This window comes from Paramagnetospirillum magneticum AMB-1, from assembly GCF_000009985.1.
GTDB classification, from domain to species: Bacteria; Pseudomonadota; Alphaproteobacteria; order Rhodospirillales; family Magnetospirillaceae; genus Phaeospirillum; species Phaeospirillum magneticum.
The window spans coordinates 4,279,709-4,295,364 of record NC_007626.1 but is presented as its reverse complement, the minus strand read 5'-3'; the positions used below and the strand labels follow the sequence as shown (position 1 = coordinate 4,295,364).

Here is a 15,656-nt window from a genome sequence, read left to right as displayed (position 1 = left end):
GCTCAGCCCAGCGAGCGGGACAGGATGTCCTGAAGCTGGCGGCCGTTGACCGGCTTGTGCAGGATGGGGGTGCCCTCGGCCTCGGCCTCCTTCAGGCCCTCACCGGTGACGGTGGTGTCGCCGGTCACCACGGCGCCGGGGATGCCCTGGCCGAACGAGCGGCGCAGCATGCTGATCGCCTCGGTGCCGGTCTGGCCGTCGCGCAGGCGGAAATCCGACAGGATGAAGCCGGGGGCCTCGCCCTCCTCCTCGACCAGCGAGACGGCCTCGTCCGCCGATTGGGCGGCGATGACGCGATAGCCCCAGCTTTCGAACAGCATCTGATAGCCGGCCAGCACGATGGCCTCGTCTTCGATGACGACCACCAGCGGCGGCAAAGCGGTTGCGTCGGGCACCTGCGGAGTCCGTCCTTCTGACGTCATCATGCTGAAATCCAATCCGTCATCCCATATCCATGATGCTCGTGATCAGTGTCCAAGTGAAGCACGCGGTGGTCATAACGCCCTATACACAACGCTGGTGGGGGGCGAACTGCCTGTCGGGGTGGGTGAAGGGTTGCTTTGCCCCCGCGATTCGTCCTTTACTTCCCCCTTAGTGAAGCGGGGGAATCCGTCCCCCGGGAGAGAGCCCAGACCGATGACCGACACCATTGTTTTGCCCGCGCCCGGCGCCATGACCGAAGCCGACATCGACCCGACCCTCGATCTGGTCGCCGAGATCGACCGCCTGCGCAAGGAGCGCAACGCGGTGATTCTGGCCCATTACTACCAAGAGGGCGAGATTCAGGACCTGGCGGACTTCGTCGGCGATTCGCTCGACCTGTCGCGCAAGGCGGCGGCCACCGATGCGGACATGATCGTGTTCTGCGGCGTGCGCTTCATGGGCGAGGTGGCCAAGATACTGTCGCCGTCCAAGCTGGTGGTGATCCCCGATTCCGAAGCCGGCTGCTCGCTGGAGGAATCCTGTCGCCCCGAGCCGTTCCGCGCTTTCCGGGAAAAGCACCCCGACCATATCGCGGTCACCTACATCAACTGCTCGGCCGAGGTGAAGGCGCTGTCCGACGTGATCGTCACCTCGTCCAATGCCGAGGCGATCATTAGCCAACTGCCCGCCGACCGCCCCATCCTGTTCGCGCCCGACCGCCATCTGGGCGCCTATATGCAGAAGAAGACCGGGCGCGACATGACGCTGTGGCCGGGCAGCTGCATCATCCACGAGCAATTCTCCGAGAAGGAGCTGGTCAAGCTGAAGGTTCGCCATCCCAAGGCCCTGGTGGCGGCGCATCCGGAATGCCCGGACAGCATCCTGAACCATGCCGACCATGTGGGCTCGACCCGCAACATCCTGGATTTCGTGCTGGCCAGCTCGGCCAAGGAATTCATCATCGCCACCGAGCAGCACATCATCCATCAGATGAGCAAGGCGGCGCCCGACAAGACCTTCATTCCGGCCCCCGGCGCCGATGGCGGCTGTTCGTGCTCCAACTGCCCGTTCATGGCCAGGAACACCCTGGAGAAGATCTATCTCTGCCTGAAGAACGACGCCCCCGCCATCACCGTGCCCGAGGATCTGCGCGTCGCGGCCCTGAAGCCGCTGGAGCGCATGCTGGAGATGAGCAAGTCGGTCCCCATGTCCGGAGACAAGCCCAATGCGGCCTGAGGCGGAGCTTGACTGGGACGACGCGCGGCGGGTCATCCTCGCCGCGCTGGCCGAGGACACGGGGGCGGACAAGGGCGGCGAAGGCGAGGACATCACCTCGGCCTCGGTGATCCCTGCCGATCTGCGCTTCACCGGAATCATGGCGGCGCGCCATACCATGGTGGTGGCCGGCATGCCGGTGGCCCAGGAGGTCTTTCGCCTGGTGGTGCCCGAAGCCCGCTTCACAGCCCGCGTGGCCGATGGCGACACGGTGGAGGCCGGCACGGTGCTGGCCGAGATGGAGGGCCCGGCCCGTGGCCTGCTGACCGCCGAGCGCACGGCGCTGAACCTGCTGCAATTGCTGTCGGGCATCGCCACACTGACCAGTCAGTATGCCAAGCGCATCCAGGGCACAGGCTGCACCCTGCTCGATACCAGGAAGACCATTCCGGGCCTGCGGCGCCTGTCCAAATACGCTACGCGGTGCGGCGGCGCCAAGAACCACCGCATGGGCCTTTATGACGGCGTGCTGATCAAGGACAACCACATCGCCGTGTGCGGCGGGGTGGGCGAGGCGGTGCGCCGCGCCAAGGCCGAGGGCCGCCCCAATATCGAAGCCGAATGCGACACCCTGGAACAGGTGGCCGAGGCGGTGGAGGCCGGGGCCGACATCGTGCTGCTGGACAATATGGGCCCCGACGTGCTGCGCCGGGCGGTGGCCATCGTGGCCGGACGGGCCAAGACCGAGGCGTCGGGCGGCGTGACGCTGGACACCATCCGCGCCATCGCCGAGACCGGAGTCGACTTCGTCTCGGTGGGACGCATCACCCAATCGGCCCCGGCGGTCGATATCGGGCTGGACTGGAGCTGAGATGAGCAAGGCGGCGAATCCTTACGATCTGCTGGTCATCGGCTCGGGGGCCGCCGGCCTCTCGGTGGCGCTGGGCGTGCTGGCGGCCAATCCCAAGGCCCGGGTGGGGGTGCTGGCCAAGACCGTCCTGTCCGAGGGCAGCACCCGCTATGCCCAGGGCGGCATCGCCGCGGTGCTGGACGCCGCCGATTCCACCGAATCCCACATCGCCGACACCCTGGTGGCCGGGGCGGGCATCTGCGTCGAATCGGCGGTGCGGGCCGTGGTGGAAGGCGCCAGGGAGGCCATCGAATGGCTGGTGGCCAATGGAGTGGCCTTTGACCGCGAGGCGGGCGAGCTTCACCTTACCCGCGAGGGCGGCCACTCCCACCGTCGCATCGTCCATTCCGCCGACGCCACCGGCAAGGCGGTGGAAGACGCGCTGGAAAGCCGCATCCGGGAAAGCGGCGCCGATCTGTTCGAGCATCACAATGCCGTCGATCTGATCCGCGAGAAGCTGCCCCAGGGGCGCCTGGGGCGCTGCATCGGCGCCTACGCCCTGGACCGCCGCGACGGTCGGGTCCATCGCTTCGCCGCCCGCAATGTGGTGCTGGCCACCGGCGGCGCAAGCCGCGTCTATCTCTATTCCTCCAATCCCGACGGCTCCACGGGCGACGGCATCGCCATGGCCTGGCGCGCCGGCTGCCGTGTCGCCAACATGGAATTCAGCCAGTTTCACCCCACCTGCCTGTTTCACCCCAAGGCCAAGTCCTTCCTGGTGACCGAGGCGGTGCGGGGCGAGGGCGGCCTGCTGCTGCGTCCCGACGGCACCCGCTTCATGGACGATTACGATCCCAGGGGTGAACTGGCGCCGCGCGACATCGTGGCGCGGGCCATCGACGACGTGATGAAGCGCCTGGGCTGCGAGTGCGTCTATCTCGACATCAGCCACAAGCCGGCCGAGTTCGTGAAGGCCCACTTTCCCACGGTCCATGCCGAGGCGCTGAAGTTCGGCATCGACATGACCAAGGAGCCGCTGCCGGTGGTGCCGGCCGCCCATTACACCTGTGGCGGCGTGCTCACCGATCTGGCCGGGCGCACCGACGTGGACAATCTTTACGCGGTGGGCGAGGTGGCCTTCACCGGCCTGCACGGCGCCAACCGCATGGCCTCCAATTCCCTGCTGGAATGCCTGGTGCTGGGCGCCGCGGCGGCCCGCGACATCGCGGCCCGAATCGGCACCCTGTCGGATATTCCCGAGATCGCGCCCTGGGACGAGACCTGGGTCACCGATTCCGACGAAGAGGTGGTGGTCGCCCATAACTGGGACGAGTTGCGCCGCTTCATGTGGGACTATGTGGGCATCGTGCGCTCCACCAAGCGCCTGGAGCGGGCGCGGCACCGGGTCCGGCTGCTGAAGGACGAAATCGACGAGTATTACGGCAGCTTCCGCGTCACCTCCGACCTGCTGGAGCTGCGCAACCTGTCCATGGTGGCCGATCTGATCATCCGTTCGGCCCTGGCCCGGCGCGAAAGCCGGGGGCTGCACTTCACCATCGATTTCCCGGCGCCCGACACCATCGCGCCGCCCCAGAACACCATCCTGGTGCCCAAGAACTTCTCCATCCGCCGCGTCGACTGAAACGCCAGAGGCCGCCCATGAACAACTCCGCCCGCCGCGTCGTTTTCCCCAAGGGCGCCACCGTCTTCGCCGAGGGCGAGCCGGGCACCACCGCCTATGTGGTGGAATCGGGCCGCGTCTCGGTGTTCAAGACCATCAAGGGCAAGCGGGTCAATATCGGCGACGTCACCCAGGGCGGCATCTTCGGCGAGATGGCGCTGATCGACGATCATCCGCGCATGGCCTCGGCGGTGGCCGAGGAGGAGACCGCCTGCGTGATCATCGGCAAGGACCGCCTGTCCGAGCAGTTGGACAAGGCCCCCAAGGGCGTCAAGGTCATCGTCAACGCCCTGCTGGGCAACATCCGCGCCATGGGCGCCGAACTGGCCGAGGCCACCGTCATCCTCTCCCACGATGGAGACTAGAATGATCGACCGGCGCCGCTTTCTTGTCGCGGCCCTTGCCGCGGGCCTCGCTCCCTCCCTCGCCTTGGCCGAGGAGAAGAAGAAGGAGGATAAGAAGAAGGAGGGCAAGGGTGCGCCGCTGCCCATTCCCTCCAAGGGCGAGCGCTACGTCCGCATTCCCACCATCGCGCTGGAGCTGTGGGATTCCTACGGCAATTTCCACCTGTCCACCGTGGATCTGCTGATGCTGGTCCCCGAGGAGGCCAAGGTGTCCGAGAAGGCCATCTCGGACAAGATGCGCAAGGTGCTGAACGGCATTCCCTACGAGGAATACATGAGCAGCAATCCGGCCCCCATGATCAAGGCCACCATGCTCGAACTGGTGCGCAAGGAACCCGGTTGCGAACAGACCCGGGAAGTCCTGATCTCCAAGATGCTGTTCCGCTGAGGGACGCCCACGGCTGCCCGGTTTGACAGGCTGCTGAAAAAACGTCGCTTCGGGGGCGTTTGCCCCCGATCCCCCCAACCGGGAAGCACAGCTTCCCGAACCCTTCTGCTTTTTGAAAAGCTGGAGGTTCGGAGGCCGTGCCTCCGAACGGGTCAGGGCGGTAGCCCTGCCGCGAAGCGGGCTTTGTCGCAGACCGTCAAGACTACGATGTCGCCGGCTTGGCCACCGGAATGGTGAAGCAGAAGGTCGAGCCTTCGCCCGGCACCGATTCGACCCAGATGCGGCCGCGATAGCGAGTGACCACCCGCTTGCAGATGGCCAGGCCGATGCCGGTTCCCGCCGCTTCGACCCGCGAATGCAGGCGTTGGAAGATCTGGAAGACCCGGTCGAAATACTGGGGCTCGATGCCGATACCGTTGTCGGCGATGCGGAATTCCCAGGCATTGCCCTTGAGCCTGGTGGACAGTGAAACCACCGGCGCGCGCTCGGGCGAGCGGTACTTGATGGCGTTGCCGATCAGGTTCTGGAACAAGCGGACGAATTCGCCGGAATCGACGCAAAGGGCGGGCAGGCTGTCCGGGGTGTTGATGGTGGCGCCGCTTTCCTCGACGGCCACGGTCAGATTGGACAGGGCGGTGTCCAGCGCCATCCGCATGTCGATGGGCTGGTCCGGTGGCGGCTTGCGGCCGATGCGCGAGTATTCCAGCAGGTCGAGGATCAGCGAATCCATACGCTTCGCCCCGTCGCGGGCATAGCCGATGTATTCGCGGGCATCGTCCGGCAGCCCGGCCCCGAATTTCTTGTCCAGCAGGCCCAGGAAGGAATTGACCATGCGCAGGGGCTCGCGCAGGTCATGGCTGGCCACATAGGCGAATTGCTCGAGATCGGCGTTGGAGCGCTCCAGTTCGGCGGTCTTGCCGGCCAGTTCCTCCTGGACGCGATGGCGGTCGGTGACATCCACCGCCATGCTGATGACCAGCCGCCGTCCGTCGGGCAGGGCCTCGATGGGGGCCGAGCGGAAATCCCAGACGCGGACGTCGCCGGTGGCGGTGATCACCTCGTGCTCGCCCTCGGCGCGGGCGCCTTCCATGCCGTAATGCCGCTTGATGCGTTCGGCGATCTCCTCGCCCCGGTCGCCATAGGCCCGAACCGCCCAGTCGCGCACGGTGGGAATGTCTTCGGGGGTGTAGCCGGTCAACTCGCACCACACCCGGCTGAGCAGCACCACGGCGCCGTCTTCGGCGTGAATCATGATGGGAATGGGCGCTTCGGATACGGCATGGCGCAGCCGGGCCTCGCTTTCGCGCAGCACCTGGGTCATGGCGGTGCTACGCGCCAACTCGATCTCCAGCGCCCGGCGGCTGGTGTAGAGATCGAGGAAGACCCTCACCTTGGACCGCAGGACGAAGTCGTCGATGGGCTTTTGAATGTATTCCACCGCGCCCACGTCATAGCCGCGATGACGATGGACATCGTCGGAATAGGCGGCGGTGACGAAGATGATGGGCACCTGGGCGGTGCGCGGCTCGCCCCGCATCAACTCGGCCAGCTCGTAGCCGTCCATGCCGGGCATGTTGACGTCCAGCAGGGCCAGGGCGAAATCATGCTCCAGGCAGTGGATCAGGGCGTCGTTGCCGCTGGCGGCCTCGATCACCTCCACGTGGAGCTTGTTGAGGATCTTGCGCAGGGCCAGCAGATTGGCCTGAGTGTCGTCGACGATCAGAATCTTGGGCCGGGTCGCGGTCATGAGGTGCGCTCCTGGCAGGAGGGCGGTGGCTGGCAGAGCGAGGAGATCAGGAAGGCGATGCGGTCCAGCGGCGCGATCCAGTCGGCGCCCCCGGCGGCGATGGCGGCGCGCGGCATGGTTTCGGCCACGGCTCCCGTGGGGTCCTGGACGATGCAGAAGCCACCGGCCGCCTTGACTGCGGCCATGCCCGCGGCGCCGTCCTCGTTGGCACCGGTCAGCAATACCGCCAGCAATCCGTCGCCCCAGGTGTCCGCCGCCGATTCCAGCAGGGGATCGATGGCGGGCCGGACATTGTTGATGCGCTCTTCAGCGGACAGCGAGAAGGTGCCGTCGGGCTCTACCAGAAGATGGTAGTCGGGCGGTGCCACGTGGACGTGGCCGGGATGGGCGGGGGTCCTCTCCTCGGCTTCGGTTACGGGCAGGAGGCAGTCGCGGCGCAGCACCGAACTCAGCAGGTCATGGACCGAGGGGCCGGAATGGCAGACGACGATCACCGGCACTGACAGGTCGGCGGGCAGTCCGGGAAGAATATCGTGCAGGGCGGCGATCCCTCCCGCCGAACATCCGATGGCGACGGCGTCGATCCGTTTCACCCCCGCTCTCCGATCTTCTTGAACAGGCGCAACTCCCGGTCGAGGGACAGGAACTGGTGCGCCTCGGCCGATCCGCCCAGGTTCTCGCGGGTGCCTAGGCACAAAAAGCCGCCCCGCGACAGGGACGAGGCGAACAAGCCCAATACGTGGTCCTGCAACGCCTTGTCGAAGTAGATGAGCACGTTGCGGCACATGACCATGCTGACCTCGCAGAAGACTCCATCGGACACCAGATTGTGATGGGCGAACGAGATGTGGTCCTTGATGCCGCTGCTGATCTTGGCGAAGCCATAGCCCTGGCTGAAGTAATGGGACAGGGTCTTGGTGCCGCCGGCCTTGCGATAGGAGACGTCGTAGCGGGCGACCTGCTCGGCCGACATGATCCCTTCCTCGGCTTTGGCGATGGCGGTGTCGTTGATGTCGGTGGCGTAGATCTGCGCCTTTTGCAGCAGCCCGGCCTCGTCCAGCAGAATGGCCAGGGAATAGGCCTCCTCGCCGGTGGCCGACCCGGCCTGCCAGATGTTCAGGCGGGGATAGGTGGCCAGCACCGGCAGGATCCGCTCGGCGATGGCGCGAAAGACCGGCGGGTCGCGGAACATCTCGGTGACCGGGACCGACAGGGTCGAGAGGATGGTGGGCAGCAGGCTGTCGTCGTAGAGCACGCGTGGCAGCAGGTCGGCGATGGTGGGGCTGCCCAGATGGAGCGCCAGGGCGGAGACGCGCCGCCGCAGCGACGCCTTGGCGTAATGGCTGAAATCATAGCCGTGGCGGCGGGCCAGGGCCTCGACGAACAGATCGACCTCAAGGATCTTAAGCCGGTCAGGATGGCTGGGCATGATCGCCTCTGCGGATCAGGAGGGCCATGACCTGCCGCAGGCGCTCCACATCCACCGGCTTGGTCAGGTAGTCGTCGGCTCCGGCCGCCAGGCAGCGGTCACGGTCGCCGGCCATGGCCTTGGCGGTCAGCGCGATGATGGGCAGGTGAGCAAAGCGCGGGTCCTTGCGGATTTCGCCCATGGTCTGGTAGCCGTCCATGCCGGGCATCATGATGTCCATCAGCACCAGGTCCACGTCGGCGCGGGACTGAAGCTGGCTCAGCGCCTTGGCGCCGTCCTGGGCGATCAGAACCTTCAGCCCCCTGGCGCGCAGCACCTTGGACAGGGCGAAGGCGTTGCGCATGTCGTCATCCACCAGCAGCGCGGTGCGCCCGGCCAGGATGGCGTCCACCGGTTCGGCGGCGACGGGCGACGGCTTGGCCTTGCCGCTCTTCTTCGCATCCACCGCATGGAGGAACAGCCCCACCTCGTCGAGCAGGCGTTCGGAGGAGCGTGAGCCCTTGATGACGATGCTGTCGGTGAATTCGCGGATGCGCAGGGTCTGGTCTTGGCTCAGCTCCTGGCTGGAATAGACGATCACCGGCGGCAGGCCCGAACCGATCCGTTCTGCCCGCTCCAGGAATTCGCCTCCCGCCATGTCCGACAGGGCGAGGTCGAGCACCATGCAGTCGAAGGGGCCGGCGGCCAAATGCTCGAGGGCCACCTGTCCCGTTTCGGCCACGGTGATGTCCAGGTCAAGACCGACCAGGGTCTCCCCGATGGTGGCGCGGCTGGCCTCGTCACCATCAACCAGCAGCAGGCGGCGGCGGCCATCGGCCCTTCGGGCCCGCAGCAGCACTTCGAAGGCGCCGTTGATCTGCTCGCGGCTGACCGGCTTGGTCAGATGGCCGACGGTTCCCAGCCTCGCCGCCCGGCCCGGCTCGTCCCCGGCGGACATGACGTGGACCGGGATATCGCGGGTCTCGGGCTGGAGCTTGAGGGCCTCGATCACCTCCCAGCCGCTCATGTCGGGCAGCCCGATATCGAGCACGACGCCGCTGGGCCGGCGCAGCCGGGCCAGTTCCAGCCCAGTCTTGCCGTCGCCGGCGGTGGCGGTCGCAAAGCCCTTGGCCTGGGCCATGTCGCAGACTACCCGGCGGAAAATGGGATCGTCCTCGATCACCAGCAGCAGTTTGCCTTCGGCCTTGGGAGTTTCCTCGATGGCCTCCGCCGCAGGGGGCGAAGGCCGGGCCGACGCGGGTCGCGGTTCGGGGGCGCAGCGGGGCGCCGGCAATTGCGTGGTGCCCGCCAGGGGCAACAGCAGCGTGAAGACACTACCCTTGTCACCATTGGCATCCAGGGTGATGTCGCCGCCCATCAGCCGGGCCAGCTTGCGCGAAATGGTCAGGCCAAGGCCCGTGCCGCCGAACTGGCGCGACGTCCCGCTGTCGGCCTGCTCGAAGGCGGCGAACACCCTTTGGCGGTCCTGGGGGGCGATGCCGATACCGGTATCGGCCACCGACAGGGCCAGCACATGGCCGTCGCCGGTCAGCGACAGGCGGACGGTGACGCCGCCCTCGCTGGTGAACTTGATGGCGTTGCTGACCAGATTGTTGGCGATCTGCTCGATCTTGCCGCGATCGGCCTTCAGGGAGCGGGGCAGGTCGGGGTCGACTTCCACCTGGAAGCCCAATCCCTTGTCGGTGGCAACGGGGGCGAAGCGTCCCCGGATGACCTGGACCAGATCGGCGATGGCGATGGTGACCGGGTCCAGGGTCATCTTGCCGGCCTCCACCTTGGACAGGTCGAGGACGTCGTTGATCAGGGCCAGCAGGTGTGTGCCGCTTTCGTGGATGACGCGGGCGGATTCCACCTGATCGTCGGACATGTTGCCTGTGTCGTTGTCGGCGAGATCGCGGGCCAGGATCAGGACGCTGTTCAGCGGCGTGCGCAGTTCGTGGCTCATATTGGCCAGGAATTCCGACTTGTATCGACTGGCCTGTTCCACATCGAGGGCGCGGCGGTCGGCCTCGGCGCGGGCGTCCTCCAGCGCCTTGCCGCGCTCCTCCAGGGCCTCGGATTTGAGGCGAAGCTCTTCGTTGGCCGTTTGCAGGGCTTCCTGCTGGACCTTGAGTTCCTCCTCCGAGACACGCAATTCCTCGTTGGCCACCTGCAGAGCCTCGCCCTGGGCGCGCAGCTCTTCCTCGGACGCCTTCAGTTCTTCCGCCTGGGTCTGGCTTTCCTCCAGCAGGTCTAGGGTGCGGAGGTTGCGCTCGAGAATCTCGATGTTGAGGGCCAGCATGGGCAGAGCCGCTTCGAGCAGCGCTTTCTGGCTGTCGTCGAACGCGGTGAAGCTGGCGAATTCCAGCACCGCCAGGGCGGTGCCGCGCGACATCACCGGCATGACGAAGATGGCGGCGGGCGCCGCGGCCCCGGTGGCCGAGGTGACGTGCAGCCAGGATTCCGGCGGTGCCTCGATGAGAATGGGCGATCCACTCCGGGCCGCCTCGCCGGCCACCCCTTCGCCGGGGGCAAAGGAGTCCAGGCCGAGCGTCTCGGACGCCCGGGGCATGCCCCAGCCGGCCACGCGCATAAACCGGTTGCCGCCCGTTCTGGCGTTGAAAGTGGCCACGCCGGCTCCCGACAGCGGCACCAGGAAGTCGAGGGCCGTGGTGCCGAACTCGGCGATGGAATCGGTCTGCTGCAAGGCGGGCGACAGCCGGGCCAGGTTGTCCTTGATCCAGCGGTCCCGTTCCAGGCGGAGCGCCGCCTGCTTGAACACCTCGACGGCCAAGGCCATGCGGCTGACCTCGGTCACCCGCGACTGGTTGGGAACGTGGGCGTCAAGTTCCCCCTTGGCCAGGCGGTGCATGACGTCGCGCAATTCGCCCAGGGGAATGACGATGGAGCGGGTAATGGTCCGGGCCAGCAAGGTCCCCAGGATCAGCAGTGCCAGCAATGTCAGCGCGATGTCGCGGACGGCCTGATCACGCTGTGCGGTGATCCTGTTTCTGAACTCGGCGGCCTTGTCCTGGGCGAAGGCGTATATACCGGCTATATGGCGGCGCAGGATGACGATCTGGGGCGAACCGTATTTCCGGGAATTCTCGGAGGCCTTGTCGTACTCGCCTTCCTGGCAGAAACGGATGTTCTGGTCACGGACCACTTTCCACTGGGCCAATTCGTCGCTCAGGCGCTTTACGTCTTCGGGGTTGCCCAGATATTGCTTCCGGACGACCTCCAGGCTGGCAGCCATCTCGCTTTCCTTGATGGCCACGCTGCCCGACAGCCGCGCCACGTCGGCGGCCGACCGGTTGTAGATCATCAGCAGCATGTCGGCGCGCATGGCGTTGACCTGCGATTCGATCTGCATCAGGGCGTTGGTGACGGCGAAGGGATGGGTGTAAAGCTCCCCCGCCAGGTCGGCGATGCTCAGCATGGTCCGTGCCGCCATGCCGGCCATGATCACCGTAAGCAGGAGGACGGCGGCAAAGCCGGCAGTCAGCCGGGTAACGATCCGGACCTGGGATGAACGCACCGATCCCCCCTCTAGAGGCCACGACAAGCCCCACCATAATCAATGGACCTACAATATCGGCGGCTGCCGGCAAAGGGAATAGGGCTCGCCGGCCGAGCGCAGCCTGAGATCTGCGTCGGTGACATGGGCGGACTTAATCGTCCCTTAACCGCGCCGTGCTAGCGTGACAGTGCTCGAAGGATTCCAGACCCATGTTGCCGATGTCGCTCCAGTTGCCTGATTTCATTGCCGAGGGGCTGGCCGATCCGAAGCGGCGGCGCAAGTTGGGTGACCTGCTGGTGACCTTGGTCTGCTGCCTGTGGCTGGGGTTTACCACCTGGACCTTCTTCGTCGCCGACATGCCCGACGAGATTTTCGACAATCATACCGGCAAGGCCATGCAGGAGCGCATGAAGGCCTGCGAAGGCAGCTTCCAGAAGCGCTATCAGTGCAAACAGGCGCTGTTGCTGAACGGCGAGCGCTGGGGCTTCGCCGTGGCGCTGGATCGAGTTTTGCTGATCTGCGCGCCGCCCATCACCCTGCTGCTGGTGTGGGGCGCCATCAAGCGCCGCTGAAATTTCTCAGGTCGCCGCTCGACGACCGGTTGCCTGATGGGTGCACCTGGGGCAAAGTCGAGCCCTTCCAATAACAAGATCAGAGGTTCCGCCATGGCCGCCATCACCCTCAAGGGCAATCCCATCAACACCAACGGCACCTTGCCGGCGGTCGGGGCCGCTGCCCCCGCCTTCTCGCTGACCACCGTCGATCTGGCCGATATCGGCCTGGATTCCGTGGCGGGCAAGACCGTGGTTCTGAACATTTTCCCCAGCATCGACACGCCGGTCTGCGCCGCCTCGGTGCGCCGCTTCAATGCCGAGCTGGACAAGCTGGGCAGCGTCGCCGTGCTGTGCGTTTCCGCCGACCTGCCCTTCGCCCACAAGCGCTTCTGCGGCGCCGAGGGCCTGGAGCGGGTCCAGTCCCTGTCCGACATGCGCGACAAGGGCTTCGGCGAGCGCTATGGCGTCAAGATCGTCGACGGCCCCCTGGCCGGTCTGCTGGCCCGCGCCGTGGTGGTGATCAAGGGCGGCAAGGTGGCCTATGCCGAGTTGGTCCCCGAGATCGCCCAGGAGCCCAATTACGACGCCGCCATCGCCGCCGCGAAGTAATTCGTCCCAAGCGTATCGAGGGAACGGGCCGCATCCGCCGGGATGCGGCCCGTTTTCCTTTTCAGGCATCGGGCCTGTTGATCCGGGCCAAGCGGGGCTGCCGCCCCGACCCCGCTTGGAGAACAAGTCTCCAAACCTCTTTTTTATTTATTCATAAAAACAAAGGGGGGCCGGGGCATCGCCCCGGGCGGGTGCGGGCGGCAGCCCGCCATTCCATCGGGTCTAGGCGCCCATCAGCCGGTTGGCGACCATCTGGATCAGGGCGCCCAGCGAGAGGTCGAGCAGGACCAGCAATCCGGCGGAGCCGGGCTTCACGTCCAGGGCCTGATGGGCGACATAGGCCTGATAGACCAGCACGACGATGGTCACGGCCATGTTGAGCATGGCCATGCCGTGACCGGGCGCCAGATGGATCAGCAGCCCGACCGGCAGCAGCACCGCCATCTGGATCACCTGGGACCAGTTGTAGGCGACGATGTAGCGGATGTAGAGGTGCGAGCGTTCCAGGCCTTCCGAGATGTGACTCATGGCCAGGGGAAAGGCGACGCAGCCGATGACATAGGCGATCAGTTCCACCGCCAGCGGCCGGGCCAGATCGGCCTCGAAGGTGCCGTCCAGAGCCTGCAGCACCAGGAAGCCCGGCAGGATCAGCGCCGGTCCCCAAAAGGAATTCACGAAGCCGCGCGGGCTGGTGTCGAACCAGATCAGTCCGGTGGGATCGCGCCGGGCCAGCCGCCAGGCGCCGAAGACTCCGGCGATGATCTCGCCGGCGGTGATCATGACGGCGCCGCCAGCCGGACGAGGACGCGGCGGTAGATCTCGGTCAGCGCTTCCATGTCGGCGACGGAAACATGCTCGTCCGACTTGTGCATGGTCTGGCCGACCAGTCCGAATTCCACCACCGGGCAGTGGTTCTTGATGAAGCGGGCATCGGAGGTGCCGCCCGAGGTGGACAGTTCGGGCCGAAGTCCCGTCACCTCGAAGGCCGCCTCGGCCAGGGCGTCCGACAGCGCGCCGGGCGGCGTCAGGAAGGATTCCCCCGACACCTCGACCTTGATCTCCACCTCGCCGCCGGCCTGGGCGACGGTATCCCTGATCCAGCGTTCCAGCGAGGCGCCGGAATGCAGGTCGTTGAAGCGGATGTTGAAGCCGGCGCGGGCCTCGGCGGGAATGACGTTGGTGGCGGGGTTGCCCACGTCCACCGTGGTCAGCGCCAGGGTCGAGGCCTGGAAGTGGGGCGTGCCCTCGTCCAGCGGCGCCTCGGTCAACCGGCGCAGGATGTCCAGCAGCCGGGGAATGGGATTGTCGGCCAGATGGGGATAGGCCGAATGTCCTTGGGTTCCGAACACGGTCAGGCGGCAATTGAGGCTGCCGCGCCGGCCGATCTTCATCATGTCGCCCAGCTTGCGGGGATTGGTGGGCTCGCCGACGATGCAGCAATCGATGCGTTCACCGCGCGCCGCCAGCCAGTCCAGCACCTTGACGGTGCCATCCACCGCAGGGCCTTCCTCGTCGCCGGTGATCAGCAGCGAGAGGGAGCCCTTGGGGGCGCCGTCCTCCAGCAGCCGCGCCACGGCGGCCACGAAGCAGGCGATGGCGCCCTTCATGTCGGCGCTGCCCCGCCCGAACAGCCGTCCCTGGTCGATGCCGGCGGCGAAGGGCTCCACCGTCCAGCCCTTGCCGGGCGGCACCACGTCGGTGTGGCCGGCGAAGCAGAGGTTGGGCGCCTCGGTGCCCAGGCGGGCATAGAGGTTCCGGATCTCCGGTCCGCCGGTCGCCGAGCGGATGTGGTGGCAGGCAAAGCCCAGCTCCTCCAGCGCCCCGGCCAGCACGTCCAGCGCCCCCGCGTCCTCCGGGGTGACGCTGGGACAGCGGATCAGGGCCTGGGCCAGCGGGACGGGATCGCGAAAGCTCATCAGTCGCGCAACAGCTCGTTGATGCCCACCTTGGACCGGGTGCGCTCGTCCACGCGCTTGACGATGACGGCGCAATAGAGGCCGGGGCCGGGGGTGCCGTCGGGGAAGGGCTTGCCCGGCATGGTGCCCGACACCACCACGGAATAGGCCGGCACGCGACCCATGAAGATCTCGCCGGTCTCGCGGTCGACGATCTTGGTGGAGGCGCCGATATAGACGCCCATGGACAGCACGGCGCCGGTCTCGACGATGACGCCCTCGGCCACCTCGGCCCGGGCGCCGATGAAGCAATTGTCCTCGATGATCACCGGTCCGGCCTGCAGCGGCTCGAGCACGCCGCCGATGCCGGCGCCGCCCGAGATGTGCACGTTCTTGCCGATCTGGGCGCAGGACCCGACGGTGGCCCAGGTGTCGACCATGGTGCCCGAGCCCACATGGGCGCCCAGGTTGACGAAGCTGGGCATCAGCACCACGCCCGGCGCGATATAGGCCGAGCGACGCACCACGGCGCCCGGCACGGCGCGGAAACCGGCGGCGCGGAAGCGGGAATCGTCCCAGCCCTCGAACTTGGTGGGGACCTTGTCGAACCAGGTGGTGCCGGGGCCGTCGCCCATCACCTTGTTGTCGGACAGGCGGAAGGACAGCAGCACGGCCTTCTTCAGCCACTGGTTCACCACCCACTTGCCGTCGTCGCCCTTGGCGGCGACCCGCAGCGAGCCGGAATCCAGGGCGTCCAGCGCCGCCTCGACGGCGTCGCGCACTTCGCCCTTGGTCTGGAGATTGATGCCGTCGCGGGCCTCCCAGGCGGCGTCGATGGTCTTTTCAAGGGCGGCGAAGCTCATGGCGAAATCCTGCTGATACGGTCTGGAAAGGGGGCCCCGAACATACTCCGGACCGGGAGGGAGTCAATCATTCCAGTCTGTCATTCCGAGGCGGAGCCG

General features: G+C 66.6%; 15 protein-coding genes. 7 read left to right on the top strand and 8 right to left on the bottom strand.

The genetic code is table 11. The annotated features are described in order from the left end of the window. Window positions 1-2: 2 nt before the first annotated feature. Window positions 3-425, bottom strand: a complete 423-nt coding sequence (locus AMB_RS19665; protein ID WP_231848901.1) for a response regulator — start codon at window positions 423-425, stop codon at window positions 3-5. Window positions 426-636: 211 nt separating this feature from the next. Between AMB_RS19665 and nadA the strand changes: the two genes are divergently transcribed. The 5 genes from nadA to AMB_RS19640 are packed head-to-tail and all read left to right on the top strand — an operon-like array spanning window position 637 to window position 4,961. After that, window positions 637-1,659: a quinolinate synthase NadA gene (gene nadA / locus AMB_RS19660; protein ID WP_011386240.1), complete on the top strand. Its 1,023-nt coding sequence runs from the start codon at window positions 637-639 to the stop codon at window positions 1,657-1,659. Next, complete coding sequence (nadC, locus tag AMB_RS19655; protein WP_011386239.1) at window positions 1,649-2,509, top strand: carboxylating nicotinate-nucleotide diphosphorylase; 861 nt, start codon at window positions 1,649-1,651, stop codon at window positions 2,507-2,509. Before nadA ends, nadC begins: the two co-directional genes overlap by 11 nt. A 1-nt stretch (window position 2,510) precedes the next feature. Beyond that, window positions 2,511-4,130: an L-aspartate oxidase gene (gene nadB, locus AMB_RS19650; RefSeq protein ID WP_011386238.1), complete on the top strand. Its 1,620-nt coding sequence runs from the start codon at window positions 2,511-2,513 to the stop codon at window positions 4,128-4,130. Window positions 4,131-4,147: 17 nt separating this feature from the next. Beyond that, on the top strand, window positions 4,148-4,534 hold the full coding sequence (locus tag AMB_RS19645; RefSeq protein WP_011386237.1) for a Crp/Fnr family transcriptional regulator: 387 nt from the start codon (window positions 4,148-4,150) through the stop codon (window positions 4,532-4,534). Between the two features lies 1 nt (window position 4,535). After that, window positions 4,536-4,961, top strand: a complete 426-nt coding sequence (locus AMB_RS19640) for a hypothetical protein (RefSeq protein WP_011386236.1) — start codon at window positions 4,536-4,538, stop codon at window positions 4,959-4,961. Window positions 4,962-5,163: 202 nt separating this feature from the next. On the opposite strand, the gene AMB_RS19635 is transcribed toward AMB_RS19640, so the two are convergent. From AMB_RS19635 to AMB_RS19620, 4 genes are read right to left on the bottom strand one after another with little or no spacing between them, the layout of a single operon-like run. After that, on the bottom strand, window positions 5,164-6,708 hold the full coding sequence (locus AMB_RS19635) for a sensor histidine kinase (RefSeq protein WP_011386235.1): 1,545 nt from the start codon (window positions 6,706-6,708) through the stop codon (window positions 5,164-5,166). Beyond that, a complete protein-coding gene (locus AMB_RS19630) occupies window positions 6,705-7,301 on the bottom strand; it encodes a chemotaxis protein CheB (RefSeq protein ID WP_011386234.1) in 597 nt (198 codons plus the stop codon). The genes AMB_RS19635 and AMB_RS19630 overlap by 4 nt, the downstream gene beginning before the upstream one ends. Further along, window positions 7,298-8,137 (bottom strand): CheR family methyltransferase, encoded by an 840-nt coding sequence (locus AMB_RS19625; protein ID WP_011386233.1) that lies wholly within the window; start codon window positions 8,135-8,137, stop codon window positions 7,298-7,300. Before AMB_RS19625 ends, AMB_RS19630 begins: the two co-directional genes overlap by 4 nt. Then, window positions 8,121-11,654, bottom strand: coding sequence for a response regulator (locus tag AMB_RS19620; protein WP_011386232.1), 3,534 nt, complete (start codon window positions 11,652-11,654; stop codon window positions 8,121-8,123). Before AMB_RS19620 ends, AMB_RS19625 begins: the two co-directional genes overlap by 17 nt. A gap of 191 nt (window positions 11,655-11,845) precedes the next feature. Here AMB_RS19620 and AMB_RS19615 point away from each other — a divergent pair, with 191 nt between their 5' ends. Then, complete coding sequence (locus AMB_RS19615) at window positions 11,846-12,208, top strand: hypothetical protein (protein ID WP_011386231.1); 363 nt, start codon at window positions 11,846-11,848, stop codon at window positions 12,206-12,208. A gap of 93 nt (window positions 12,209-12,301) precedes the next feature. Beyond that, on the top strand, window positions 12,302-12,799 hold the full coding sequence (tpx, locus tag AMB_RS19610; RefSeq protein ID WP_043745321.1) for a thiol peroxidase: 498 nt from the start codon (window positions 12,302-12,304) through the stop codon (window positions 12,797-12,799). A 222-nt stretch (window positions 12,800-13,021) separates the two neighbouring features. Here the strand turns inward: tpx and AMB_RS19605 are convergent, their stop codons facing one another. The 3 genes from AMB_RS19605 to dapD are packed head-to-tail and all read right to left on the bottom strand — an operon-like array spanning window position 13,022 to window position 15,557. Continuing rightward, entirely contained in the window at window positions 13,022-13,579 is a 558-nt protein-coding gene (locus tag AMB_RS19605) for a hypothetical protein (RefSeq protein WP_011386229.1), read from the bottom strand. Beyond that, the gene (dapE, locus tag AMB_RS19600) at window positions 13,576-14,715 is read right to left on the bottom strand and encodes a succinyl-diaminopimelate desuccinylase (RefSeq protein WP_011386228.1); all 1,140 of its coding nucleotides are present in this window, start codon (window positions 14,713-14,715) and stop codon (window positions 13,576-13,578) included. The genes AMB_RS19605 and dapE overlap by 4 nt, the downstream gene beginning before the upstream one ends. After that, on the bottom strand, window positions 14,715-15,557 hold the full coding sequence (gene dapD / locus AMB_RS19595; RefSeq protein ID WP_011386227.1) for a 2,3,4,5-tetrahydropyridine-2,6-dicarboxylate N-succinyltransferase: 843 nt from the start codon (window positions 15,555-15,557) through the stop codon (window positions 14,715-14,717). The genes dapE and dapD overlap by 1 nt, the downstream gene beginning before the upstream one ends. Window positions 15,558-15,656: the final 99 nt, after the last annotated feature.

Coding starts and splice junctions, on each gene's coding strand:
- AMB_RS19635 (WP_011386235.1), bottom strand. CDS start 6,708: ATGACCGCGACCCGGCCCAAGATTCTGATCGTCGACGACACTCAGGCC.
- dapD (WP_011386227.1), bottom strand. CDS start 15,557: ATGAGCTTCGCCGCCCTTGAAAAGACCATCGACGCCGCCTGGGAGGCC.
- AMB_RS19665 (WP_231848901.1), bottom strand. CDS start 425: ATGATGACGTCAGAAGGACGGACTCCGCAGGTGCCCGACGCAACCGCT.
- AMB_RS19625 (WP_011386233.1), bottom strand. CDS start 8,137: ATGCCCAGCCATCCTGACCGGCTTAAGATCCTTGAGGTCGATCTGTTC.
- nadA (WP_011386240.1), top strand. CDS start 637: ATGACCGACACCATTGTTTTGCCCGCGCCCGGCGCCATGACCGAAGCC.
- nadC (WP_011386239.1), top strand. CDS start 1,649: ATGCGGCCTGAGGCGGAGCTTGACTGGGACGACGCGCGGCGGGTCATC.
- dapE (WP_011386228.1), bottom strand. CDS start 14,715: ATGAGCTTTCGCGATCCCGTCCCGCTGGCCCAGGCCCTGATCCGCTGT.
- AMB_RS19640 (WP_011386236.1), top strand. CDS start 4,536: ATGATCGACCGGCGCCGCTTTCTTGTCGCGGCCCTTGCCGCGGGCCTC.
- AMB_RS19605 (WP_011386229.1), bottom strand. CDS start 13,579: ATGATCACCGCCGGCGAGATCATCGCCGGAGTCTTCGGCGCCTGGCGG.
- tpx (WP_043745321.1), top strand. CDS start 12,302: ATGGCCGCCATCACCCTCAAGGGCAATCCCATCAACACCAACGGCACC.
- nadB (WP_011386238.1), top strand. CDS start 2,511: ATGAGCAAGGCGGCGAATCCTTACGATCTGCTGGTCATCGGCTCGGGG.
- AMB_RS19645 (WP_011386237.1), top strand. CDS start 4,148: ATGAACAACTCCGCCCGCCGCGTCGTTTTCCCCAAGGGCGCCACCGTC.
- AMB_RS19615 (WP_011386231.1), top strand. CDS start 11,846: ATGTTGCCGATGTCGCTCCAGTTGCCTGATTTCATTGCCGAGGGGCTG.